Below are 24,633 nucleotides of genomic sequence, written 5' to 3' on the forward strand. Positions count from 1 at the left end.
TGTTTCGACTCCTCCATCTTTTGGATTAGGGACTTCATTCCAGTCTGATTGACCATAAAGGCAAAAGGGGTATGGACTACATCGCCAAAATAATTCAGGATCATTGCTTTCTGTACAACCTTTGAAGCATCGATGGGAATAATCAATACTTTTTCTAAATCAGCACCTTTGAGTTCTTTTGCGAATTGACTTCTTCTTAAGCCTTGTTTACCATTAAGTAGTCTCATTGACTATGACCTCCTTGTCAGGGTGGGTGATTGAGTAAACTTGGTTAAGTACTTCAATCGTAGCATAGTCATGGGACTTTTTTGCGTTTGAAATTATTATTTCATACACCAGGAAATTAGAACAGTTAAAGATGTGGATAATTGTGTTCGTTCTTTGCATCCAGCTCCAGCGCTTAGCCCGCGGCTAGACTCACGGGGCTGTTCAAGGCGCTTGCGCTTTTGTCCTTTCTAGGAATAAAGGAGGCAGTGGACATAATCCTGACAAACGCTTTTTCTCTGGTTAAGATGTTACTTACACAGCTCCACGATAGTAGGAGATTAAAAAACTCCAAGCTTAGGAATAGCTGAGATATAAATTTTGTACTTCCATCATATGTTTATATAGATGCGATTCTGAACAACAGGAGGAGCAGAAATGGATGTATTTGTAAGACGAGGAGATACGCTCTGGTATTACAGCCAGATATTTAACATGAATCTTCAACTTATCTTAGATTCTAATCGGGAGAATCCCGCTGCTAGCCTTTCAGTAGGCCAACGTGTCCGTGTCCCAGGTTTTGTTGCAGTAGATTATCGAATTAGATCTGGAGATACTTTATGGGGCATCGCAGCAAGCCGTAATTTGTCCCAGGATGCTTTATTCTTAGTTAATCCAAATATTAACCCGAATCGTCTGCAGGTGGGCCAGACTATTAAAATTCCTCAGAGAATTACATGGAGGCTTGTTCAGGGTAAACAGGAATATGATTATAGTACGATGATGACGGATTTAGCCAGACTTGAGCGAGTTTACCCTTTTATTCGTCTTCCGTCGGCGGGCAACTCTGTTTTAGGAAAAGATATACCTGAGGTTTTAATTGGGAATGGTTCGAAGCGAGTTCATTATAATGGATCCTTCCATGCGAATGAATGGATTACCACCCCTGTGATTATGACGTTCTTAAATGATTATTTGTTATCTCTCACCAATCAAAATCCAATCCGCGGTTTATCCATGGGGAGGTTTTATGGGGGAACTCAGCTTTCAATTGTCCCGATGGTTAATCCAGATGGTGTGAACCTTGTTTTGAACGGTCCCCCGCCAACAGAACCTTATGAAAGTAGTGTGGTCGAATTAAATAATGGCAGCACTGACTTTACCGGCTGGAAGGCGAATATAAGGGGAGTGGATTTGAATGATCAGTTTCCAGCAAGGTGGGAGCTAGAGAAGGAACGTAATCAGGTTGGTCCAGGTCCAAGGGATTATGTTGGGGAGAGGCCTCTAAGCGAACCAGAAGCAATTGCTATGGCTGAGTTAACAAGACGGCGTGATTTTTCCCGAGTGCTCGCCTTTCATACACAAGGAGAAGTTATTTATTGGGGGTTTGAAAATCTCGAGCCACCTGAAGCCGAACCGATGGTACAGGAGTTTGGTCGCGTGAGTGGGTACCAGCCTGTTAAAACCATTGAGAGTTATGCAGGCTATAAAGACTGGTTTATTCAAGACTGGAGACGACCAGGTTTTACAGTGGAACTAGGCTTTGGGGTAAACCCACTGCCATTGTCTCAATTTGATGAGATTTATCAAGAGTCGCTTGGGATCTTTTTAGCAGGTTTATATATGTAAGTTCACTTAAATTAAAATCACAATAAAAGCCCGGCATATGCATCATGCCGGGCTTCACCTTTGTTATTTTGTAAAAATAGCGTTCGATAATAGACGGAACAGGTAGTCCGTATGGTCACGGAAGCCTGCTTCTAGCCCGATAAGGGTTACGTCTTTGTCTTGTTCTTTTACGATGACGGGTTGACCTTGAGCATCGGAGTTATTTTTCCAGTGACCAGCAACGAAGAAATCTTCTGAATCTGCGATTGTTGCTGCGATCTCATCATTACCGACAACGGTATACCAAGTTGGTTTATAGACAAAGCCAAGGTCTTTCTCGCTATATCCTGCTGTTAGTCCGTTACCAACATAATCAACTTTAACGATTCCATTGCTGTTTCGACCTCCAACTGAGATTGTGTTATCAGTTAGTCCTAATTCTTTTGAAGCAAGTGAGGCTCCTGCTCCAATAGCAATATATTTACCACCTTGTTCAACATAACTTTGCACATTGGTTTTGAAAGCTGCTACTTGGGAATTATCTTGTAAACCAAAGTCTTTATTTGCTCCACTTAGAGTATAGGTTAGGTACTCTGAACCACTGTATACAAATACATCAATCCCCCCAAGTCCAGTGGTTGCAACATCAACAGGAGTTACTTCTGTGACATCAAACCCAAGACGTTTCAGTGCAAGCTTCGTACCCGCATGGGATTGTACCTTGCTAATTCCACCATCTTTTAGAATAGCTATTTTCAAGCTTTCAACAGGTTCAGCATCTGTAGGAATGTTGGCAGTGCTAATCTCTAATCCAGAAGCTTTCACAGCTGCAGACACCTGATTAGCCGCTGCTTCAGCATAGAAGTTTCCTTCTGTATCACGTTTAACTGTCACACCTTGGCTCAACAACGTATTAACAAGTTCTACCGCTTTTACAGAACTATTCGGAATTAAGAAAGGCCCTTTACCAGAAACAGCTCCTTGTCCATCAACTTTATTGACCTTAGTGGCGACAACGTTCACATCTTCGTGCACAGGGTTCGCCTCAAACCCCCAAAGCTCAGGTAGACTCCAAGCAGATATATCGTACATAGATGGTGTATCGTTTGAGATATCTTCTCCGTCCCAAAGCATGGTATTAGCTAGTCCAGCTTTCGCCTGGTCCATCTGAACAATATAGGTACCTTTGGCATAGGATTTTCCACCAGCTGTAAACGCCTTAGAAGCTTGTACTACCTCAACGTCATTCTTAAGAAGGTGATTAACAGCTTTTTCTGTTACGGTTGGATCTTGCTCATCAACAGGCAAAATATAAGCATTTGGGAAAAATCCTTCTTCATGATTTGGATGGTCAAAATTAATGCCGCGCTTAAAAATTTCAATTTGGTCAGCAATCATTTCTTGTTTGTTTTCGGTTGCATATTTTAAAGAACCCATGATGGCATTGTACATCCAACGTACGCCATCCTCATCGTTTGTTGGGGCCTCTAATGTATGTCCATAGGCTCCATGATACATTGCGTACATTGGGGTAAAGATTGGTGGATAATCATCCCAGCCAGCTGCATCGTCACGCTGAGGGATATAGGTACCTTCCATTGATTGATAAATGCTGCCATCAAATGAAGCTTTATCCGCCATAATTTCAGCTTCCATTGCTTTGGCTTGACCCAGCGCCCAATCCTTGTACAAGTCATACTCATAATTCGGGTTGTGTGGCGGGGTACAAGGCTCGATCAACCCTTGTAGATTAGTACCGTAATTTTTAACATAACCGTGTGTATCAAGAAACACCATCGGATTCCACTCTGTTAGTAGTTCTACCATTTGTTGGGTTTCTGGCTGTGACTGGGTGATAAAGTCCCGATTCAAGTCAATCCCCTCACCATTAAAGCGGGTCGCATCCACACGTCCATCTGGATTCTGAACGACATTAAAAATAAGAATATTATTTTCTAAGATTTCCTTTGTTTCTGCATCACTCTGTGTGGCGAAGCGCTCAATTAGCTGTATTACTGCATCGGTACCAACGAACTCTGTTCCATGAATGGAACCATTAATCATAATCGGCACTTTAAAATCGGGGTTATTCGCAATCCAATCCTGTGCCTTTTCCGGATTTTTGAACATTTGCTTTCTTAATGCCTGAATCTTTCCGAATTTACCTTGTGACTCCGGATCGGCAATGGTTACGACATAAAGAGGATAACCTTGCGAAGAAGTTCCAGTAACTTCTATTTTCACACGATTCGATTGCTTATTAATTTCCTCTAGCTTTGCACCAATCTCTGAGAATTTCATAAAATCATAGTTTTCACTATTAAATAAACTTCCTTCTTGCTCTTCATTTACATTTGCGTTTATCCATTTAACTGGTCCAGCTAATGCAGGTGTCATTGGTACGGAGACTAGTAAACTAGCTGCCAGTAGTCCAGTAATCACTTTTTTCTTTTTCAAAGTCATATCCTCCATTCGGTATTTTAATATAAATACATGTATAAATATTCACTAGTGTTATTTTAATTTAGTCAGTTTATCAAAACAATAGTGATATATTACTATTGTTTTAGCTTTTTAACTGAATTAATATGCAACCATCGAACTTAAGACCTATTTTTATTTAGCTTCCACTGCAGTGGTGATGTATTTAGATAATTTAAGGAGTCGCAAACATTGGTTAAAAAAACTTTTTCTAACTTTGACGTATTTGTGAAATGATGAACAAGGATGGGATTATGTGATAAACTTCACAAAGTTATTTTATGAAAAGATTTACAATCTAATCATAAAGAAGACAATATATACCCTTAACAAGGTAAAAAATAGATTAGTAGGGGGAATCGAAAATGGGTAAGAAAAAACTTGTGATGATTGGGAATGGTATGGCGGGTGTAAGAACGATTGAAGAAATTATTAAGCTTGCCCCTGAAGCTTTTGATATTACGATTTTTGGTCTAGAACCACATCCAAACTATAACAGGATTAAGCTTTCAACAGTCCTTCAAGGTGATACAACAGTTGAAGATATCATTATGAACAGCTGGGAGTGGTATCAAGAAAACCACATCGAGCTATTTACAGGTGAAACGATTGTCAAAATAGATACAGACAAGAAAATAGTCCTTTCCGATAAAGGCCGAGAAGTTGAGTATGACGAGCTTATTATTGCTACAGGCTCTAGTTCTTTCATCCTTCCAGTCCCTGGTGCGGATAAACAAGGAGTAACGGGATTTCGTGATATTCAAGATTGTGAAACGATGATCAATACTTCGAAGCAATTTAAAAGAGCAGCTGTTATTGGCGGGGGCCTTCTCGGTCTAGAGGCGGCACGTGGTTTGTTAAATCTCGGTATGGAAGTAGAAGTCATTCACTTAATGCCGCATTTAATGGAACGGCAGCTTGATCCAACATCATCGAAAATGTTAAAAGATGAGCTAGAAAAACAAGGCATGAACTTCATAATGGAAAAGCAGACGGCTGAAATTTTAGGGGAGGAAAGAGTGACTGGCCTGCGGTTTACAGATGGTTCGGAAATAGCGGTAGACCTAGTAGTGATGGCAGTTGGAATTAAGCCGAATGTCGATATCGCCAAGGACAGTGGAATTTACGTAAACCGTGGAATCGTAGTTGATGATTTTATGCATACAAGTGCGACAAATGTGTATGCAGTTGGGGAATGTGCTGAACATAGGGAAATGGTTTACGGGCTTGTCGCTCCACTTTATGAGCAAGGAAAAGTTCTAGCTTCCATCCTTTGTGGAGCTGAAACAAAACCATATGAAGGATCCATTGTCGGAACTGGATTGAAGGTATCAGGTGTGGATCTCTTTTCTGCTGGAGAAATTGAAGACGATGAAAATACCAAATCAATCAAAGTTCATAATGAATTTGACGGAGTATATAAAAAAATCATTATTCGTGACAACAGAGTTTCAGGTATTGTCCTTTACGGTGATACGAAGGATAGCTCTAGGTTATTTAAAATGCTCATCAAAAAAGAAGATGTGAGCGGGATGACAAGTGTTTCTATCTTAGAGTCAGGTTGCTGCGGCGGGGGAGTCGATTCCAATGATGTAGCGGCAATGGCTGACGATGATATTGTGTGTGGTTGCAATGGAGTCACAAAAGGGACGATTGTTGAAGCGATTCAGTCGAAGGAGCTAACAACTGTTGATGAAGTTGGAGGCTGCACCAATGCGGGGCGTTCTTGTGGTCGTTGTAAGTCACAAATTGCGGATATTCTTGCGTATACCCTTGGGGATAAGTTTGATGTAGCTGCGGAGAAAACAGCCTTATGTGGATGTACAACGCTAAGCCGTGATGAAGTGGTCGCAGAGATGAAGGAAAAAGGATTAACAAGTATCCGAGAAGTGATGAATGTCCTTGAGTGGAAGCAGGAGGAAGGCTGTTCTAAATGTCGTCCTGCATTGAACTATTACTTGGGGATGATTTTACAAGATCAATATGTCGACGATCGTGATTCCCGTCTTGTGAATGAAAAAATGCATGCGAACATCCAGAAAGATGGAACTTATTCTGTGATTCCAAGAATGTATGGTGGAGTAACATCTGCTGCGGACTTGAAAAAAATCGCTGAAGTTGCTGAAAAATACAACGTTCCACTTGTTAAGCTGACTGGTGGACAACGAATTGGTTTATATGGCGTGAAAAAAGAAGATCTACCTGTGATGTGGGAAGAACTTGGAATGCCATCGGGCTATGCCTATGGAAAAACACTACGCACAGTAAAAACTTGCGTTGGAGCGAAGTTCTGTCGGTTCGGCACTCAAGATTCTATGGGACTTGGGATTGAGCTTGAGAAAAAATTTGAAAGACTAGATACTCCTCATAAGGTGAAAGTGGGTGTGTCAGCTTGCCCGAGAAACTGTGCTGAAGCAGGAATAAAGGACTTTGGAGTCGTGGGGATTGATGGAGGCTGGGAAGTTTATGTAGCTGGTAACGGCGGAACGGACCTACGGGCTGGAGATCTTTTAGAAACTGTTAAAACAAAAGAAGAAGTGATTGAGTTAATTGGTGCCTTTATGCAATATTACCGTGAAACAGCTGATTACCTTGAACGTACTTCGAAGTGGGTTGAGCGCGTGGGCCTTGACCATGTGAAAGAAATTTTAGCAAATGAAAATACTAGACAGGCACTGAATGCACGTCTTGATAAAACGCTTCTAAAGTACAATGAGCCATGGAGCGAAGCGATTGAAAATAAAGAAATTCAGGAGAAGTATTATCAGAAACGCGAAGTACCAGTATTGGTCTAAGGTAGAGGAGGGAATGAGAGTGATGAAAATGTTTATTGCAGATTATCAATCGCTACCAGAAAGAACAGGACAAGTGTTTAAGATGGATGGTGAGGAGATTGTCCTTTTCCGGCTGTCCAGTGGAGAAGTTCGAGCGATTGAAAATCGAAGCCCTCATCCAAAGGGTGGAACACTTAGTGAGGGGTTAGTCAGTGGTGAGTATCTGTTTTGTCCAGTTTATGACTGGAAAATTTCCTTGCAAGATGGCAAGGTTCAAGCTCCAGATGAAGGAAAAGTGAAAATTTATCAGATAGAACGAGACAAGGACCATGTTTTTATCGTAAAGTAATGGATAATAGTTAGTCAGAGAGAACAAACTGTTCTCTCTTTTTTAGAACGGCTCTTTTCGTTTCAGCAATGCTATCGTGCAAAATGGCGATATAACTAGGAGAAAAGAGTTTGTAAACATATTAACGTACAATATTAGCTTATCTTACGTTAAAGTCGGCTTAAAGATTTTAACAATAAACTTCTCTAAAACAGCATTAAAACTTAGCTGAGGGAACGACTTCAGTTTTAATAAAAGCAAATTGGAAGGATGTCGGCACCATGAAGACGGGAAAAGTATTTTTAGTTGGAGCAGGGCCAGGTGATGTTGGACTTATTACAGTAAAAGGGATGGAAGCCATTCAGCAAGCAGATGTCATTTTATACGATCGGCTTGCGAATCCAAAGCTTCTTAAGTTTGCTCCGGCCAACTGTGAACTAATTTATTGTGGTAAGCTTCCCGATCGCCATGTTTTACGCCAGGAGGCAATAAATTCTTTGTTAGTTGAAAAAGGACTGCAAGGGAAAATAGTTGTTCGCCTAAAAGGTGGTGACCCTGGTGTTTTTGGAAGGGTAGGGGAAGAAGCTGCTGCTCTTGCAGAACATAACATTCCTTATGAAATGGTACCAGGCATTACTTCTGGAATTGCCGCACCACTTTATGCAGGTATTCCTGTTACTCATCGAGAATTTGGTGAGAGCTTTGCGATTGTTACGGCTCATGACAAGTCCAGGGAAGGCCAACCTAATTTAAACTGGGCGGGCTTAGCAACGAGTATTGACACAATTGCTTTTTATATGGGGATTTCTAACCTACCTTATATTGCTGAAAATCTGATTAAGCATGGAAAACCGTCAAACACCCCTGTCATCCTTATTCGCTGGGGGACCTTTGGGCGTCAACAAACACTTGAAGGCACGCTCTCGACAATTGCTGAAAAAGCGAAAGCGGAGAAGTTTGCTAATCCTGCAATCACTTTAGTTGGCGATATTGTCTCGGTCCGGGAAAAATTAAATTGGTTTGAAAAGAAGCCCTTATTTGGGCGACAAATTCTTCTCCCGAGAACAGGAACGGATGAAAGCCGCATGGCTAAAGAGTTATCCGACCATGGGGCTGATGTGATTGAATTTCCAAGATGGATAAGAACAGTCGCACCTATAAATCATGAACTATTAGATAAAATCTCCTCTTATGAGAAAATTTTGTTCACTTCACCAGAAAGTGTGAATGACTTTTTTGAAGTTCTTCTCAATCAAGGAATCGATGTTCGGAGCATGAAGGCAAACCTTTATGGATTATCGAGCAAATCGATACGTGCTATACAAGCAAAAGGATTGCTTGCCGAGCTTATGGATGAAATGGATGTAAAGGAAGAAGTGGTTAAATTCCTTGTTGTTGGAGACGAACATCAGGAAAGTACGTTTGGGAAGACTGATTTTTACCGGACCAGTTCCAAGGAAATTGACAAGAGCTTTCTCCCGATTCTAGCGAGAATGCTTGAGGAGTCGGACATTAATACCATTTTGCTACCATCATCAAGCGCCGTTCACGTATTGATGACTGAAGGAATCAACGATGAGCTCATCTCAAATGAGCTGCTAGAAAAGGCTGAAGTGGTTTGTCTTGGCGAGAAAACAGAAGCTGCCTTACGAAAATATGGCTATCAAGCGGACCTCTTACCAGATAGCCCAACGATTGAATCGGTACTCAAATGCTTAAAGAAATGATCCATTCTGTTGAGATTAAAGGACTGGTAAATAAGCATGTCGAAAGAGAAGCAAAGCCTTGCTTCTCTTTTGCTATTTCTGAGAATATGCTATACACTGTTCGAATGGAAAATAACTGGGTGGTGCCTGGCACCATCCAGTTATTTGGTGAAAGAAGGGACTATAGTGAAGAATCTATCAATCTATGCAATTCTTATTGGGATTATGTTTATATGGGGCATGAATGTGACGGCGATTAAAACGCTTGTGCAGTATTTTCCAACGATTACGATACAATCTGCACGGGTGTTTACGGCTGGACTTGTGGTTTTTGCGATCTTAGCAATGATGAAGAAAATTAGAAAACCGACAAAAAAGGAGTATGTGTATATCATCCTTGGCGGACTATTGAATGTAACAACTCATCATCTATTTCTTGGAGTTGGACTTTCAAAAACTTCAGGTGTCAACGGAGGGCTTATTCTTGGTATGGGTCCATTACTAACAGCCCTCATGGCGATTTTGTTTCTAGGAACGAGGCTGACTTTGGCTAGGACCATTGGTTTTATTTCTGGAGGAATCGGGATTACTTTAACTGTATTGGGTGGAGGGAATGGCCTGAGTGGAATTTCCCTTGGTGACCTTGCTATTTTTCTTTCCATTACGGCCCAAGCAGCCAGCTTTATTATCATTTCAAAAGCAGCAAAGACGATGGACCCACGGTTGCTAACGGGCTATATGCTTATCTTTGGTTCGGTTGTCTTATTTTTTATTGGACTAATAATTGAACCGGAAGGACTTGGTAGCTTAGCGAATGATTCTCTCTCATTGTGGCTTGTATTTTTAGGGTCAGCAGTCATTGCAACCGCATTTGGGCATATGCTTTATAATCATGCCGTCGGTGTAGTTGGACCTGCTGAAACATCTATTTTCCTTAATCTTAACACCTTCTTTTCTTTAATAGGAGCTTCTATTTTTCTAGGTGAAGAGATTACCAGTTTCCATCTATTAGGGTTAGTGTTCATCGTGATTGGAGTTTTATTCGGATCAGGAGCAATAGAGGAATTGTTATTGAAAAGAAAAGCAACTAGAAAAGTCGCTTGAATTTTCTAACAATATGATTGATAGATTTCAGCTTTTTCGTTAGGATTAAGATAGTGACCGAAATTGTGCAATAGGGGGGATACTAATGAAAATGAGTGATGTGAAGGCTATTGTAACAGGTGGTGCTTCTGGTCTAGGTGAGGCAACGGTAAGGAGTATCGTTAAAAATGGAGGAAAAGCCGCTATTTTTGACTTATCAGATGAACGTGGACGCGCTTTATCTGATGAACTAGCTGAGGGGATTTTATATCTTAAAACGGATGTAACCAATGAAACGGATGTAGTGAAGGCAGTTGAGAGGACAGTAGAAACATTTGGTGAAGTAAATACTGTAGTCAATTGTGCAGGAGTTGGCGCAGCAAGCAAAGTGATCGGAAAGAAAGGTGCCCATGATCTTGGTCTCTTCTCTAAAGTGATATCCATTAATCTCATCGGCACCTTTAATGTAATCCGATTAGCAGCTGAACAAATGGTCAAAAATGAGGCGAATGCCCATGGTGAAAGAGGAGTAATTATTAATACCGCTTCTGTTGCAGCCTATGAAGGACAAATTGGTCAAGCGGCATATAGTGCCTCAAAAGGTGGAATTGTTAGTATGACTCTACCGATAGCTCGGGAATTAGCTGTTCATGGGATTCGTGTAATGACGATTGCCCCGGGGCTATTTCACACACCTATGTTTGATACCTTACCAGAAGAAGCAAGAGACGCATTAGGTAAAATGATTCCATTTCCTCCGCGCTTAGGATTCCCTGAAGAGTATGCTCAGCTTGTAACAGGCATTGTTGAAAACCCTATGCTAAATGGAGAAACGATCCGCTTAGATGGCGGGATTCGAATGCAGCCTAAGTAGACTAGATGGGATTATGAGTTTAGAGGTAAAACTGCCTTGTTGTGGAGAGCATACTGTCGTTTTACAGAGGGTACTAAATGTTACCGAGTTTCACTTAAAGAGGACAGGACTGCCTAAAAGAAACAGTTAGCAGTAAAATATTCAGAAATTACTAAAAACAATTCAGAATTTCCGTTAAAATAGAGTAGTATTGTAAGTAGTTCTAAAACTAGTATTAAGATTGATTATTTTTAAATAAGCTTATCTTGTAAGCGATTTCAGTAGGGGGAGAGAAAATGAAACATCTTTATTTAGCGGATGACCATGAGATTTTTCGTAAGTCCTTGAGGAAATTTCTTGAGAAAGAAGCCTATCCATACTATGAGAAGTGGGAAGAGGAAAGGATGATTCCAAGGTCATTCTGGACGAAGATGGGCGAACAGGGCTTTCTATGTCCAGATCTTGACGAGGAGTACGGAGGAAGCAATGTCGACTGGGGCTATGCTGTTGTCATCAATGAAGAACTAGAACGTGTCGGTTCTGGGCTCGTTGGATTAGGTTTACATAATGACATCGTTGTTCCTTATATTAATTCCTACGGGACAAAAGAGCAAAAGCAACGGTGGTTGCCTCGTTTTACGACTGGTGAACTCATTACGGCCATTGCGATGACAGAACCAGGTACGGGTTCAGACCTTGCTAACATCAAAACAACTGCGATTCTTGATGGTGATCATTATATTGTAAATGGACAAAAGACCTTTATTACAAATGGAATTCAATCAGACCTTGTTATTGTTGCTTGTAAAACGAACCCGAATGCAGAGCCGAAACATAAAGGGGTCAGCTTGCTTGTAATTGAAAGAGACTCACCAGGATTTTCGCGTGGGAGAAAGTTAAACAAGGTGGGTCTTCACTGTCAGGATACAGCTGAATTAATCTTTGAAGATTGCCGCGTACCAAAGGAAAATCTCCTTGGTGAAGAAGGAAAGGGATTTTTATATTTAATGGAAAAGCTTCAGCAGGAACGGTTAGTTGTCGCCATTGCTGCCCAGGTCGCTGCAGAAGTGATGTATAACCAAACCTTGGATTATGTAAAAAGTCGTGAAGCCTTTGGCAAACCAATTGGAAAGTTCCAAAATACCCAGTTCAAGCTAGCGGAAATGGCAACAGATATAGAAATGGGCCGTGCGTTTCTTGATCAACTGATTGCTGAACATATTGAAGGCAAGGATGTTGTCACGAAGGTATCGATGGCGAAATGGAAACTAACTGAAAACGCGAGAAACATGGCTACCGATTGTATGCAGCTTCATGGTGGCTACGGCTATATGGAAGAATACGAGATTGCAAGAAGGTTCAGGGACATTCAAGTCGCTAGCATTTATGCAGGCACGAATGAAATTATGAAAACAATCATCGCTAAGAATATAGGGTTATAGACAAATAGTATGCAGACGGAGTTCTGCCTTAAAATGAGGGGGATGAAAGATGAGAGAAGTTGTGATTGTCGAAGCCGTTAGAACACCCGTTGGAAGAAGAAATGGAGTGCTAAAGGATATCCGCCCCGATGTACTCGCAGCAGAAGTGCTAAGGGAACTTGTCCAGCGTACTGGGATTGAGGCTGCACTTGTAGAGGATGTAATTTTAGGCTGCGTTTCTCAAGCAGGGGAGCAAGCGGGAGATATCGCTAGAGTGGCCGCTTTAACCGCGGGCTTTCCCATTGAAGTTCCGGGAACAACCGTTGACCGTCAATGCGGCTCGAGTCAGCAGGCAGTTCACTTTGCGGCACAAGCAATCCTAGCAGGGGACATGGATATTGTCATTGCTGGTGGGGTGGAAAGTATGTCAAGAGTGCCGATGGGATCCAACTACGGAGATGCTAAACCATTTAGCCCGGAGCTTCGCGAGAAATATGAAATGATTCACCAAGGGTTATCAGCGGAACGAATTGCTGAAGCATATGGATTTACCCGGGAGGAATTGGATGAATTTTCAACGGAAAGTCATCGCCGGGCACTAAATGCTCAGGCTGAAGGCTATTTTCAAAGAGAAATCATGCCTTTAGAAGTAACACTAGAGACTGGTGAAAAAGTAGTTGTGAGGGATGATTCAGGTCCAAGGGAAGGAACATCCGTAGAAGTGCTTGCTGGGCTAAAGACCGTATTCAAAGAAGATGGGGTCATCCATGCGGGAAATTCTAGTCAAATTAGTGATGGAGCCGCTGCCCTTCTTTTAATGTCAAGGGAAAAAGCAGAGGAGCTTGGCTTAAAGCCTCGATTCCGTGTGCTTACTAGAATCGTCGTAGGCTCTGACCCAACGATGATGCTTACAGGTCCAATTCCAGCTACGAAAAAGGTCCTCCAAAAAGCGGGTCTCACAATCGATGACATTGATGTATTTGAAGTAAATGAAGCGTTTGCTTCTGTGCCAATGGCTTGGTTAAAGGAATTAGGCGCTGACCCAGAAAAGCTGAATCCAAACGGTGGCGCAATTGCGCTCGGCCATCCTCTTGGGGCAAGTGGAGCTCGGTTAATGGTGTCATTGGTGCACGAGCTTGAAAGAGCGGGCGGACGCTACGGTTTACAGACCATGTGTGAAGGTCATGGAATGGCGAACGCTACGATTATTGAACGGATTAGGTAAGGACACCAGTCTATAATTCTTCTTTAAAGAATATATATGGACGCTGTTAATTGGATGAGAGGGGATTTTAACCATAACCTTGATGACCGTCTCCACCTCTCATCCCGATAAAACACCCAATCTATTAAATCAGGAGGAAGATAGATGACGACAACAATTGGTAAAATTTTTGATTTAACTGTACAAAAGTATCCGCAAAAAGAAGCTATCTATGATGCACGAAAAAACCTTCGTATGACCTACAGTGAATGGAACGAGGAAGTGAACAAGCTAGCCAACGCGCTCCTAAATGAAGGAGTGAAAAAAGGTGATCTTGTTTCTACTTACCTTTTTAATACGGAAGAATTAGCAACTACTTTCTTTGCCTGTGCAAAAATTGGCGCTGTTTTTAACCCAATTAATTTCCGTCTAATGGCAGAAGAAGTGGCCTATATACTTACGGATGCTAAGCCTAAGGTCGTTATTTTTGAAAAAGCACTTGAGTCGGCCATCACCACAATAGAAGCGCGCTTTCCGGAAACCGCTTTTTGGTTCATAGATGAAGGTACACCTGATTATGCTGCGAACTATCATGAAAAAACTCAAGCAGCCCCAAACACATCCATTCGTGCAGATGTAAAGGAAACAGATGTTTACGCCATTATGTATACGAGTGGAACGACTGGTAGACCGAAAGGCGTGATGCATCTCCATCGCGATATGGCAGAACAAAGTTTGATTGTGATCAACGCTACTAAGTTAAATCCTCACGATGTTGGTCTTGTAACCGCCCCGATGTTTCATTGTGCTGAACTACACTGCGCCTACTTACCTCGTGTACATGTAGGGGCAAAAAATGTCATCCTTCACCAATTTCAACCGCAGAGAGTACTAGAGTTAGTTGAATCAGAGAAAATTACGAAATTATTTGCTGCTCCAACGATGTGGAATATGCTTCTTCAAGAAGAGTTAGAAAACTATAAGATTGATAGTCTCCAGCTTGGTCTATACGGGGCAGCTCCTATGGCACCAGCTCTTGTTCGTGCCTGCCAGGAAAAACTAGGTATCGGGCTCGTCCAAGCATACGGAATGACTGAAATGGGTCCGGCGATTGCATTTTTATCAGAAGAGGATCAGTTGGTTAAAGCAGGGGCAGCTGGTCAGGCTTGCTTAAATCATGAAATTCGCGTGGTGAGGCCGCGTGAAGATGGCCCTTCAGATCCTGACGAAATCATGCCAGCAGGAGAAAATGGTGAAATTATTGTCCAAGGTCCTTGTATGATGACAGGATATTATAACCGTGAAGAAGCAACGGAGACTGCCTTGTATAAAGGTTGGTATCACTCAGGTGATATTGGTTATCTTGACGAAGATGGCTACCTTTGGGTAAAGGACCGCGTCGACGATATGATTATCTCTGGTGGAGAGAATATCTATCCTCGTGAGGTAGAAGATGTTCTTTATGAACATAAAGGGGTTCTCGATGTCGCAATTATTGGTCAGCCTGATGAACGCTGGGGAGAAATGGTCACTGCGTTTGTCGTCAAAAAGGATCCTGCAGTTACCGAAGCTGAACTCGAAGCAATCTGTAAAAACAGCGATAAATTAGCAAACTATAAACGACCACGAAAATATATATTTGTAGATTCACTTCCAAGAAACGCTAGTGGTAAAATTCAAAAATTCGTTCTGCGTAAACAGCTAGAGGATGTGTTCTCTGAAGGGCAACCTCGTTAAATAAATCTAAGATGATAGTAAAACATGAAAAAATAAAGAGATAGTTTTTCAATTGTCTAGCATATGATTGTGAGGGAAAGCGATGTTAGAAGGAATCAGAATCATCGATTTTACAAACTATCTACCAGGTCCGTATGCGACCTTAAGACTCGGGGATTTGGGAGCGGAAATCATTAAGATTGAACCACCCGAGGGTGATCCTGCGCGAAGTACAGGGACCTCTAAGGAAGAAGAGGGTCCTGTGTTCCGCGCCCATAACCGGGGGAAAAAGAGCGTCATCCTTAATTTAAAATCAAAAGGGGGCCGAGATGCTGCTTTAAAGCTGATTGAAGAAGCTGATGCCGTCATTGAAAGCTTTCGTCCCCATGTAATGGAGAGGTTTGGTCTTGGGTTTGATGAGGTGAGTGAAGTGAATCCAGGAATTGTCTATGTGTCGATAACAGGGTTTGGCAAGGACGGAACGATGGCGGAGTTAGGTAGTCATGACCTCAATTACATGGCTCTTAGTGGCGTCCTTGCTCAGCTTAAGGACGAGGAAGGAAGACCTGTGCATCCGTCGACAACATTTGCTGATTTTATAGGTGGAATGGCAGCGGCTGAACGGATCCTAGCCGGTCTCGTTTCTCGAATGAAAACGGGAAAGGGTAGTTACCATTGTCTCTCGCTTACAGATACGATGGCTTCGCTGATGACCAATCATGTTTTGATTGAAAACAAGACAGGGTACTCTCAAGGAGTGGAGGTCCTTAATGGCACAATTGTTTCTTATGGGCTTTATGAAACAAAGGATGAGCGGTACGTAAGCATAGGGGCCCTTGAACCAAAGTTTTGGAATCACTTTTGTCAGGCAGCTGGTCGTGAGGATTGGATTCCAGCCCATTTCTCAAGAGCACAAGCGGAAAATCCAGTGTACCGAGAGATTCAAGAGTTTTTCAAAAGTAAAACATTAGCCGAATGGACCAAGTTTGGTCAGGAGGTAGATTGTTGTCTGGCACCTGTATTAGAAACAGGAGAAATGGCTAATCACCCATATTTCCGAGACCGAGGAGTTGTTTACGATTCTCCCGTAGGCGATCGACAGGTGAAAATGCATAGTGATTTGGCAGGAAATCAAACTGCCGTACCGCCAGTAAAAGGAGAGCATAACCAATGCGTTTTAAACAAAATGGATAGTTTTTAACAAAAAGCTCTGTTAAAGGCAATTGTTTATTTTAATAAAAGTTGATCGTATGTAAATCAACATACTAGTTTAAGAGAGCTAATTTAGAATTGAGAGGGGTATTGATACCAATGATGAATGTTCCATTAACGGTAGGATCATTGTTAGAGAGAGCTGAGAAATTTTTCCCCAAAAAAATGGTCGTTTCAAGGACACTTTCTGGTGTTCATCGCTTCACTTATAAGGAAATAGGTGAACGGACACGTAGATTAGCGAGTGCATTAGAGAAATTAGGTGTGGAGCAAGGGGATAAAGTTGGTACATTTGCTTGGAACCATCACCGTCATCTTGAAGCCTATTTTGCCGCTCCAGGGATGGGAGCTGTATTGCACACAATCAACATTCGCTTATCGCCAGAACATATCTCCTATATTATCAATAATGCTGAGGATAAAGTGCTGTTCATTGATGAGGACTTACTCCCGTTAGTGGAAAGGGTAAATGAAAAATTCAAATCGGTTAAAGCTTATATTATTATGACGGATAAGGATGAACTTCCGGAGACGACTCTTTCGCCAGTGTACTCTTATGAGGAGTTAGTAAGAGAAGGAGATCCTAAGTTTGAGTTTGTTAAGGACATTGATGAAAATGCACCAGCGGGATTGTGCTATACCTCTGCAACAACTGGGAACCCAAAAGGTGTTGTCTATTCTCATCGGGGAATTGTTCTTCACTGCTATGCAATGGGATTAGCAGACACAACCGCTCTTTCTGAGAGTGATATTTGTATGGCTGTCGTACCGATGTTCCATGTAAATGCATGGGGACTGCCGTTTGCGGCAGCTTGGTTTGGATCTACTCAGGTTTTACCAGGACCGCAATTTACTCCAAAATTACTAGCGGAACTGATTGATCAGGAAAAAGTTACCCTTACGGCGGGTGTACCGACGATTTGGCTTGGAGTATTAAATGAACTTGAAACTGGAAATTACGATACATCTTCACTAAGAGCAGTCGTTTGTGGTGGGTCAGCAGCGCCACGTGGGATGATTAAAACCTTTGAAACGAAATATGGGATTCCATTCCTTCATGCTTATGGAATGACAGAGACTGCACCGCTTGTAACGGTTTCAAGATTAAAGAGCTATCAGGAAAATCTTGATATTGAGGAGAAACTTGATATTCGCTCCAAACAAGGGTTACTTGTCCCTGGTTTGGAAATGAAGATTGTTAGTGCTACTGGTGAGGTTGAATGGAATGGTCAAGACATGGGGGAACTCCTAATTCGAGGGCCATGGATAGCTGATGAGTACTACCGGGATGAGCGAACAAAGGATGCTTTCCGAGACGGCTGGCTCTATACAGGTGATGTCGCAACCGTTGATGAGGAAGGAGTCATCAAACTTGTAGACAGAACAAAAGATTTAATTAAGAGTGGTGGCGAATGGATCTCATCTGTCGATCTTGAAAACGCACTGATGGCCCATGAAGCCGTTTTTGAGGCGAGTGTCATTTCTGTACCTCACCCACAATGGCAGGAGAGACCACTTGCTTGTGTCGTATTGAAAGCGCCTTATAAGGATAAGGTGGAAAAACAAGAGATACTCGACTTTATTGCACCGCAATTCGCCAAGTGGTGGTTGCCGGATGACATTATATTTATGGATGAAATTCCAAAAACATCCGTCGGAAAGTTTTTAAAACGGGCTCTTCGCGACCAGTTGAAGGACCATCTTGTTAAAAACATATAGGTAGAAGACTAGTTTTGCTTTCTAATTTAAAATTAATCTGGGGTGAAAATAATGATTTTAGAACAATTACAAGAAGCTAGGTCTACAGTGTTAAACAGTATTAACGGTCTTTCGGATGAGGAGTTAAATAAAGTTTCTGCTCCTGATAGCTGGAGTATAGCTCAAGTATTACTTCATTTACAGCAAATTGAATCTTATTTTCTATCCCTTATGGACGCAGCCCTTCAGGGTCCAAGCGAACAAGTAAAGGAAAAGAATTTATCGTATATAACAGACCGATCAAAAAAAGTAAAAGCTCCAGTGGAGCCATCTTCTGAGTTTAAAACAGGAGAGGAGTTGCTTTCGAGGCTTAACCACTCACGTGAAAAGCTAATTGCACTTTTAAATAAAACGAACCTTGACCTTCTTCCTGAGAAAGCACTTTCCCACCCAGTGTTTGGTAAGCTAAGTGTGCAGCAAACACTCGAATTCATCGCTTCACATGAAATACGCCATGTTAAACAAATTCAAGAGATAAAACAAACGTTAGTTGTCGGGTAAATGAAGAAGAAGCAATGTTGTGGATGTATATAAAATTAAAAACAATCCGCCTGTTAACTAGGTGGATTGTTTTTAGTTTTATTATTTATCGTTCATAAAATGATAAAATTTTCTAAAGAATGATAGTATAATAAAATCCAAAGCTTTCTTTCGCTTAACGAAATAATTAGGCTAAATACATGTTCAATGCTGGAGGCTCCCAAAATGAAGGTGTTATCTTTATTAAAACCCTATCGCATCCCAATGGCGATTGCGATTTCATTAATGCTGGTTGAGCTTGCCGTTGAGCTCTGGCAACCTTTGTTAATGGCACAAATTATCGATGAAGGAATCGTAAAGAACGATCTACATACCGTAAAAAAATATGGTGTGATTATGTTAGGTATTTCGCTCGTTGCCCTAATAGCGGGCGTTGTTAACTCCTTTTTTGCTGCTTATGCTAGTCAGAACTTTGGTTTCGATATTCGGAAAAATCTATATGAAAAAGTCCAGTCCTTCTCATTTGCTAATTTTAATAAGTATCCAACCTCATCATTGATTACAAGAATGACGAACGATGTAAATCAATTGCAAATGACTTTGTTTATGAGTTTAAGGATTGCTTTAAGGGCTCCACTCCTCGTCATTGGTGGTATCATTTTGGCGATGACTGTAAATGTAAAACTTGCGCTCGCCTTTATCTTAATTATTCCACCCTTGTTTGTTTTTCTTGTTTGGATTATGAAGAAATCAACAAGACTATTTAAAATCGTTCAGGAGCGACTAGACCAAGTCAATGGAGTCATGCGAGAGAATCTTGTGGGGATAAGACTTATTCGCGCTTTTTCAAGAGGAGCTCATGAAGCAAAGCGTTTTTTTGGTTCAAATCAAGAACTAATGAACCGTACTGCCTATGCCCTTAGGGTGACGGAGGTTGTTATCCCAGTTTTGCTCCTCTTCATGAATATGACTGTACTTGCTGTTCTTTGGTTTGGAAACATCGAGATTCAAAATGGAACTGTCACTGTAGGGCAAGTGGTGGCAGTTGTTAATTATTCAGCAAGGATTACGACCGCTTTTTCCATGTTTTCGTGGATCATTATGGTTTATTCCAGAGCAATGGCTTCAACGAGCAGAGTCGAGGAAATCCTTATTACCGAGGCCGACTTAAAAGATGGGAATACGAAACTCAAAGGTGAGGATAGCGCTGGTGGAAGAATTGAGTTTAAAGATGTTTCCTTTCGCTATCCTGATACCCAAACGGATGTGTTAAGAGATCTTAGTTTTCATGCGAATCCTGGCGAGACGGTCGCTTTACTTGGGGCGACAGGCTCTGGGAAATCATCACTTTTTCAGTTAATTCCTCGGCTCTATGACCCTACGCGGGGTAAAGTTGAGTTAGATGGAGTGGACATTCGTACACTAGAGTTCGACCATTTACGAAAACAAATCGGGTATGTCCCTCAAGAAGCAGTGCTTTTTACAGGGACTGTCAAAGAGAATCTTGCATGGGGAAAAGAAGATGCTACTATTCAAGAAATGATCAACGCGACTACCGATGCACAAATTCACGAAACAATCGAAGCTCTCCCTAATAATTATGAGGCGATGCTTGGCCAAAAGGGAGTGAATTTATCAGGAGGTCAGAAGCAACGGTTATCCATTGCGAGAGCACTGATTAAGAAGCCAAGAATTTTATTACTCGATGATAGTACCAGTGCCCTTGATTTAAAAACAGAAGCAACGTTATTGGCGGCTCTAAAACAGTATAAATGTACGACTTTAATTATTACCCAAAAGATTAGTACTGCTAAAGAAGCAGATAAGATCCTTCTCCTTGAGGACGGGGAAATCATTGCTACAGGAAGTCACGACCAATTGATGGAACAGTCAAGGCTTTATCAAAAGATTCACCAATCACAGTTAGGATTGGCAGAATCAAGCTAGCTGGGCTATGAACAGGAGAAGTTGAGAGGTGAAACGGGTGAAAAAAAATCCAGAGGATTCAACTAAGAATACTCGCGGCGGCTTTATGAAGACGGTAAAAAGAATATGGATGTACATCTCTGCGCATAAGGGACTTTTGTCCGGTGTTCTGCTAATGGTTGTGGCTAGCTCTTTCTTAGGTCTACTTGGTCCTTTTATCATTGGGAGGACAATTGATACTCATCTTTCAGTCCAAAATGCAAGCGGGTTAGGGGTCGTTTTAGCCGGCTTGGCACTTGTATATCTGTTTCATTCGCTCTCACTATGGCTGCAAAGCTATTGGATGGTTGGAATTGCTCAAGAAAGTGTGTTTAGAATGAGGACCCAGCTTTTCTCGAAGCTACATAAACTTCCTATTCGTTTTTTTGATAAGCGTCAATCCGGTGAGTTGATGAGCAGGGTTACGAATGATATTGAAAATGTTAGTTCAACCTTAAACAGTTCAGTAATTCAGATCTTCTCTAGTATCCTTACTCTGATTGGGACACTTTCCGTCATGCTGTGGCTTAGTCCACTTTTAACGCTTGTGACAATGACGATTGTACCGATTATGTTTCTTGGCATGAAGTGGATTACAAACCGAACTGGAAAATTATATAAAGAGCAGCAAAAACATCTTGGCGATTTGAATGGTTTTATTGAAGAAAGTATCTCTGGTCAAAAAATCATTAAATCCTTTTCCCAAGAGCAGAAAGTTATTTCGGAGTTTCTAGTAAAGAGTCAGAATTTGAAACAGGCAGGTTATTGGGCTCAGGTGTATGCGGGATTTATACCGAAGTTAATGAACGTCTTGAATAATCTCAGCTTTACGCTTGTCGCCGCTACTGGTGGGATTTTCGCCTTAAACGGCATGGTTTCAATTGGAACGATTGTCATTTTCACGGAATATGCACGTCAGTTCACGAGACCTCTTAATGATTTATCAAACCAATTCAATACTTTGCTATCTGCTGTTGCAGGGGCTGAACGTGTATTTGATATTCTGGATGAACACGAGGAAGCCGCTAATGAAAAACAGGCAACGGCCATCACTCAGCTAAGGGGAAAGGTGGAGTTCAAAGATGTATCTTTTGCTTATGAACAGGGTGGAGATACGGTAAGTCATCTAAACTTTCGTGCCTCTCCGGGTGAAAGTATTGCCCTTGTTGGACCAACAGGAGCCGGCAAGTCCACGATAATTAATCTGATTACCAGATTTTACGAACCAGTTAATGGATCGATTATGTTTGATGATCAGAATAGTAAGCTGATCACTAGAGATAGCTTAAGAAACCACATGGCTTTCGTACTCCAAGACTCGTTCTTGTTTCAAGGAACGATTAGGGAGAATATCCGATATGGTCGTCTAAATGCTAGCGACGAAGAGGTTGAGCAAGCTGCAATTGATGCAAATGCCTATTCTTTTATAAAAAGAATGCCCAATGGCTTCGATACAGAGTTGAGTCAGGACGGAGCAGGAATTTCACAGGGACAAAAGCAACTGTTATCAATTGCACGCGCCATTCTTGCCGATCCTTCCATTTTGATCCTAGACGAAGCGACAAGTAGTATTGATACGATTACGGAAATAAAAATTCAAGAAGCGCTCAAGCGGTTGATGAAGGGGAGGACCTCATTTATCATTGCGCACCGACTGAACACGATTCAGCAGGCGGACCAAATCCTTGTGATTGAAAGTGGTCAAATTATTGAGAACGGCTCACACGATAATTTGCTAAAAAAGCGCGGCTTCTATCATGATCTTTTTCAAAACCAAATCAAGAAAGTACGGGCAAAAGCCATCCCTTGATTTATAATAAAAATGGCTCTGTTAAAGGAATTGTTGATTTTGCTACAGGTTGATTGGAGCGGAAGGCACTCGACTCCTCGAAAATGAACTACACATTTTCTCGTGCGTGGGCCTATTCAAGGAAGTTTTTCAGTGTCCTGCGGGAGTACGGGGCAGGGGAGACCTAGGTTGAAATGGTCCAAGTAAGGGGCCATTTAACCCCACAGGCGCTGGAGGCGCCGAGGAGGCTCCCCGGCACGCCCTAAGGTGCGCGAGTGCCTGGAGCGGAAATCAACACCCGCGTTTATTACAGCTAATAAGATAGTAAAAAATAATTGACACAAATATGGATATATTATAAAATCAGTGCTAATTGAATTATCAAAAAATACGAAAATATTTATATAAAACACTCTTATCGAGAGCGGCGGAGGGACATGGCCCGATGAAGCCCGGCAACCTTCAAGGAATAAATCCTTGAAAAGGTGCTAATTCCTGCAGGCAGATTTCTGCCTGAAAGATGAGGGGAGGAGCGGGGTCCTCTTCTTATGAAGAGGGCCCCGTTTCATTTGGTCGCCCTCTTCCTCACAAATAACGAAGGATGTGGAAGGAATGTCTTCAATAAAAGTTGCTATATTAGGATTCGGAACCGTTGGTGAAGGAGTATATAAAACGATCAACACCCATAAGGCAAAACTAGAAGCTGTGTTAGGAAGAAAAGTAGAAGTCGCAGCCATTTTAATCAAAAACAAGTATAAAAATCGCGGTATAGATAAAGAGACGCTTGTAACAGATGACTTCAATGAAATCCTCAAATTAAAGAAGATTGATGTAGTTGTCGAGGCAATCGTTGGTCAAGAGCCAGCTTTTACATACATACAAAGAGCCATCCAAAAAGGCTGTCATATTATCACGGCTAACAAAGAAATGTACGCGATTCACGGACGCTTTCTTCAGAAGCTTGCTGCTGAAAACAATGTTTCGATTGGCTTTGAAGCTACTGTCGCAGGTGGAGTACCAATCATTCAAACCCTACAACAATTGCTTAACATTAATCACATTGTAAAAATCGAGGGCATCCTAAATGGTACCTCCAATTATATTTTAAGCGAGATGAGAGCTAGAAACCTTTCTTTTAATGAGGCATTGAAATCGGCCCAGGAAAAGGGATACGCGGAAGCAAATCCGACCAATGATATCGAAGGCTATGATGCTTTTTATAAATTGATGATCTTAAGTGAGATCGCCTTTGGAGGGAAACCTAAATGGGAGAATGTACCCCGAGAAGGAATTACAGCTATTACAGCTGAACAAATTCAAGAGGTCGAAAAGATTGGTTTAAGGTTTAAACTGATCGCCTCTATTCAATTAGTAGAGGGAGAAATCATTGGCTCGGTTCGGCCAACTCTCGTTTCAGAGCAACACCCTCTATATAATATTGAAGGAGTGGAGAACTCTGTCTCAATTGAAGGGGATATTGTTGGTCGAATTACATTGCAGGGACCGGGAGCTGGGATGTTACCAACGGCAAGTGCCATGGTGGAAGATTTAATCCACGTGCTTGTTGGGGGAAAGAAAACAAATGACCTTTATCAAAAATCATTTGTGGGTACTGAAGAGGATAAAAAGATAAAACAATGCTGGCTCATGATTCAACCTGGGGAAGCTGAGTTGAAGGGTGTAAGCACTTTTATGGGCAGTGAGAGAGATCATCATGTTCTTCTGGAGGCAGATGAACTAACAATTTCGACTCTACGTAAAGAAAACCATTGGGCTAGTTTCTTTGAGGTGCTAGGTGAGTTGAATTATAAAGATTCAGTACGGCTTACTTCATAAAGCTGCTAAGGGGACATAAACCCCTTAGCAGCTTTTTTTATGGACTGCGGTAGGGTAGACCTTCAGGAGCAGCTAATGAAGATGGTTACAGGGTGCTTTCCACAGAGATTTAATGAAGATGATTAAAGGCTGGTTTCCTCCACGGATTCATCTTCATCAAGCACTGAGGAGGAACCCTGGAATCTCCGCTGTTCGCTTAAAATAAAATCATCATG

Annotated in this window: 16 protein-coding genes, 1 pseudogene and 1 riboswitch; of the genes and pseudogenes, 15 read left to right on the forward strand and 2 right to left on the reverse strand. The window is 41.7% G+C overall.

The window, feature by feature from the left end:
* Positions 1–227: pseudogene (locus BMX30_RS21365) on the reverse strand (IS110 family transposase); the annotation flags it as partial.
* 415 nt (positions 228–642) lie between these two features.
* Here BMX30_RS21365 and BMX30_RS21370 point away from each other — a divergent pair.
* Positions 643–1,833: a M14 family metallopeptidase gene (locus BMX30_RS21370; RefSeq protein ID WP_090750167.1), complete on the forward strand. Its 1,191-nt coding sequence runs from the start codon at positions 643–645 to the stop codon at positions 1,831–1,833.
* A 63-nt stretch (positions 1,834–1,896) separates the two neighbouring features.
* On the opposite strand, the gene BMX30_RS21375 is transcribed toward BMX30_RS21370, so the two are convergent.
* The gene (locus BMX30_RS21375) at positions 1,897–4,269 is read right to left on the reverse strand and encodes a M14 family zinc carboxypeptidase (protein WP_090750169.1); all 2,373 of its coding nucleotides are present in this window, start codon (positions 4,267–4,269) and stop codon (positions 1,897–1,899) included.
* Between the two features lie 389 nt (positions 4,270–4,658).
* On the opposite strand from BMX30_RS21375, the gene nirB reads away from it, so the two are divergent.
* From nirB to BMX30_RS21445, 14 genes are all read left to right on the forward strand, one after another.
* On the forward strand, positions 4,659–7,088 hold the full coding sequence (gene nirB / locus BMX30_RS21380; protein WP_090750171.1) for a nitrite reductase large subunit NirB: 2,430 nt from the start codon (positions 4,659–4,661) through the stop codon (positions 7,086–7,088).
* Positions 7,089–7,101: 13 nt separating this feature from the next.
* Positions 7,102–7,416 carry a nitrite reductase small subunit NirD gene (nirD, locus tag BMX30_RS21385; RefSeq protein ID WP_090750173.1) on the forward strand — a complete coding sequence of 105 codons (315 nt, stop codon included), beginning with the start codon at positions 7,102–7,104 and terminating at the stop codon, positions 7,414–7,416.
* Between the two features lie 260 nt (positions 7,417–7,676).
* The gene (cobA, locus tag BMX30_RS21390; RefSeq protein ID WP_090750175.1) at positions 7,677–9,122 is read left to right on the forward strand and encodes a uroporphyrinogen-III C-methyltransferase; all 1,446 of its coding nucleotides are present in this window, start codon (positions 7,677–7,679) and stop codon (positions 9,120–9,122) included.
* A 165-nt stretch (positions 9,123–9,287) separates the two neighbouring features.
* Positions 9,288–10,205 (forward strand): DMT family transporter, encoded by a 918-nt coding sequence (locus tag BMX30_RS21395; RefSeq protein WP_280140001.1) that lies wholly within the window; start codon positions 9,288–9,290, stop codon positions 10,203–10,205.
* An 85-nt stretch (positions 10,206–10,290) separates the two neighbouring features.
* Positions 10,291–11,058, forward strand: coding sequence for a 3-hydroxyacyl-CoA dehydrogenase (locus tag BMX30_RS21400; protein ID WP_090750179.1), 768 nt, complete (start codon positions 10,291–10,293; stop codon positions 11,056–11,058).
* A 275-nt stretch (positions 11,059–11,333) separates the two neighbouring features.
* Positions 11,334–12,479 (forward strand): acyl-CoA dehydrogenase family protein, encoded by a 1,146-nt coding sequence (locus tag BMX30_RS21405; RefSeq protein ID WP_090750181.1) that lies wholly within the window; start codon positions 11,334–11,336, stop codon positions 12,477–12,479.
* A gap of 49 nt (positions 12,480–12,528) precedes the next feature.
* Positions 12,529–13,683, forward strand: coding sequence for a thiolase family protein (locus BMX30_RS21410; RefSeq protein ID WP_090750183.1), 1,155 nt, complete (start codon positions 12,529–12,531; stop codon positions 13,681–13,683).
* A gap of 144 nt (positions 13,684–13,827) precedes the next feature.
* Positions 13,828–15,399, forward strand: a complete 1,572-nt coding sequence (locus BMX30_RS21415; protein WP_090750184.1) for a fatty acid--CoA ligase — start codon at positions 13,828–13,830, stop codon at positions 15,397–15,399.
* A gap of 82 nt (positions 15,400–15,481) precedes the next feature.
* Positions 15,482–16,579, forward strand: coding sequence for a CaiB/BaiF CoA transferase family protein (locus BMX30_RS21420; protein ID WP_090750186.1), 1,098 nt, complete (start codon positions 15,482–15,484; stop codon positions 16,577–16,579).
* Positions 16,580–16,689: 110 nt separating this feature from the next.
* Positions 16,690–18,309 carry a long-chain fatty acid--CoA ligase gene (locus BMX30_RS21425; protein ID WP_090750188.1) on the forward strand — a complete coding sequence of 540 codons (1,620 nt, stop codon included), beginning with the start codon at positions 16,690–16,692 and terminating at the stop codon, positions 18,307–18,309.
* A gap of 51 nt (positions 18,310–18,360) precedes the next feature.
* Complete coding sequence (locus tag BMX30_RS21430; RefSeq protein ID WP_090750190.1) at positions 18,361–18,849, forward strand: DinB family protein; 489 nt, start codon at positions 18,361–18,363, stop codon at positions 18,847–18,849.
* Between the two features lie 204 nt (positions 18,850–19,053).
* Positions 19,054–20,775: an ABC transporter ATP-binding protein gene (locus BMX30_RS21435; protein WP_090750192.1), complete on the forward strand. Its 1,722-nt coding sequence runs from the start codon at positions 19,054–19,056 to the stop codon at positions 20,773–20,775.
* Positions 20,776–20,860: 85 nt separating this feature from the next.
* A complete protein-coding gene (locus BMX30_RS21440) occupies positions 20,861–22,603 on the forward strand; it encodes an ABC transporter ATP-binding protein (RefSeq protein ID WP_090750246.1) in 1,743 nt (580 codons plus the stop codon).
* Between the two features lie 391 nt (positions 22,604–22,994).
* A riboswitch (SAM riboswitch) is annotated at positions 22,995–23,109 on the forward strand.
* 85 nt (positions 23,110–23,194) lie between these two features.
* Positions 23,195–24,418, forward strand: a complete 1,224-nt coding sequence (locus BMX30_RS21445) for a homoserine dehydrogenase (RefSeq protein ID WP_090750193.1) — start codon at positions 23,195–23,197, stop codon at positions 24,416–24,418.
* Positions 24,419–24,633: the final 215 nt, after the last annotated feature.

The organism is Mesobacillus persicus (assembly GCF_900109925.1).
GTDB classification, from domain to species: domain Bacteria; phylum Bacillota; class Bacilli; order Bacillales; family Cytobacillaceae; genus Mesobacillus_B; species Mesobacillus_B persicus.

Excerpts from the sequence above, each read along its gene's own strand:
- BMX30_RS21370 (WP_090750167.1), top strand. The coding sequence starts at position 643 with ATGGATGTATTTGTAAGACGAGGAGATACGCTCTGGTATTACAGCCAG.
- nirB (WP_090750171.1), top strand. The coding sequence starts at position 4,659 with ATGGGTAAGAAAAAACTTGTGATGATTGGGAATGGTATGGCGGGTGTA.
- nirD (WP_090750173.1), top strand. The coding sequence starts at position 7,102 with ATGAGAGTGATGAAAATGTTTATTGCAGATTATCAATCGCTACCAGAA.
- cobA (WP_090750175.1), top strand. The coding sequence starts at position 7,677 with ATGAAGACGGGAAAAGTATTTTTAGTTGGAGCAGGGCCAGGTGATGTT.
- BMX30_RS21400 (WP_090750179.1), top strand. The coding sequence starts at position 10,291 with ATGAAAATGAGTGATGTGAAGGCTATTGTAACAGGTGGTGCTTCTGGT.
- BMX30_RS21405 (WP_090750181.1), top strand. The coding sequence starts at position 11,334 with ATGAAACATCTTTATTTAGCGGATGACCATGAGATTTTTCGTAAGTCC.
- BMX30_RS21410 (WP_090750183.1), top strand. The coding sequence starts at position 12,529 with ATGAGAGAAGTTGTGATTGTCGAAGCCGTTAGAACACCCGTTGGAAGA.
- BMX30_RS21415 (WP_090750184.1), top strand. The coding sequence starts at position 13,828 with ATGACGACAACAATTGGTAAAATTTTTGATTTAACTGTACAAAAGTAT.
- BMX30_RS21420 (WP_090750186.1), top strand. The coding sequence starts at position 15,482 with ATGTTAGAAGGAATCAGAATCATCGATTTTACAAACTATCTACCAGGT.
- BMX30_RS21425 (WP_090750188.1), top strand. The coding sequence starts at position 16,690 with ATGATGAATGTTCCATTAACGGTAGGATCATTGTTAGAGAGAGCTGAG.
- BMX30_RS21430 (WP_090750190.1), top strand. The coding sequence starts at position 18,361 with ATGATTTTAGAACAATTACAAGAAGCTAGGTCTACAGTGTTAAACAGT.
- BMX30_RS21435 (WP_090750192.1), top strand. The coding sequence starts at position 19,054 with ATGAAGGTGTTATCTTTATTAAAACCCTATCGCATCCCAATGGCGATT.
- BMX30_RS21440 (WP_090750246.1), top strand. The coding sequence starts at position 20,861 with ATGAAGACGGTAAAAAGAATATGGATGTACATCTCTGCGCATAAGGGA.
- BMX30_RS21445 (WP_090750193.1), top strand. The coding sequence starts at position 23,195 with ATGTCTTCAATAAAAGTTGCTATATTAGGATTCGGAACCGTTGGTGAA.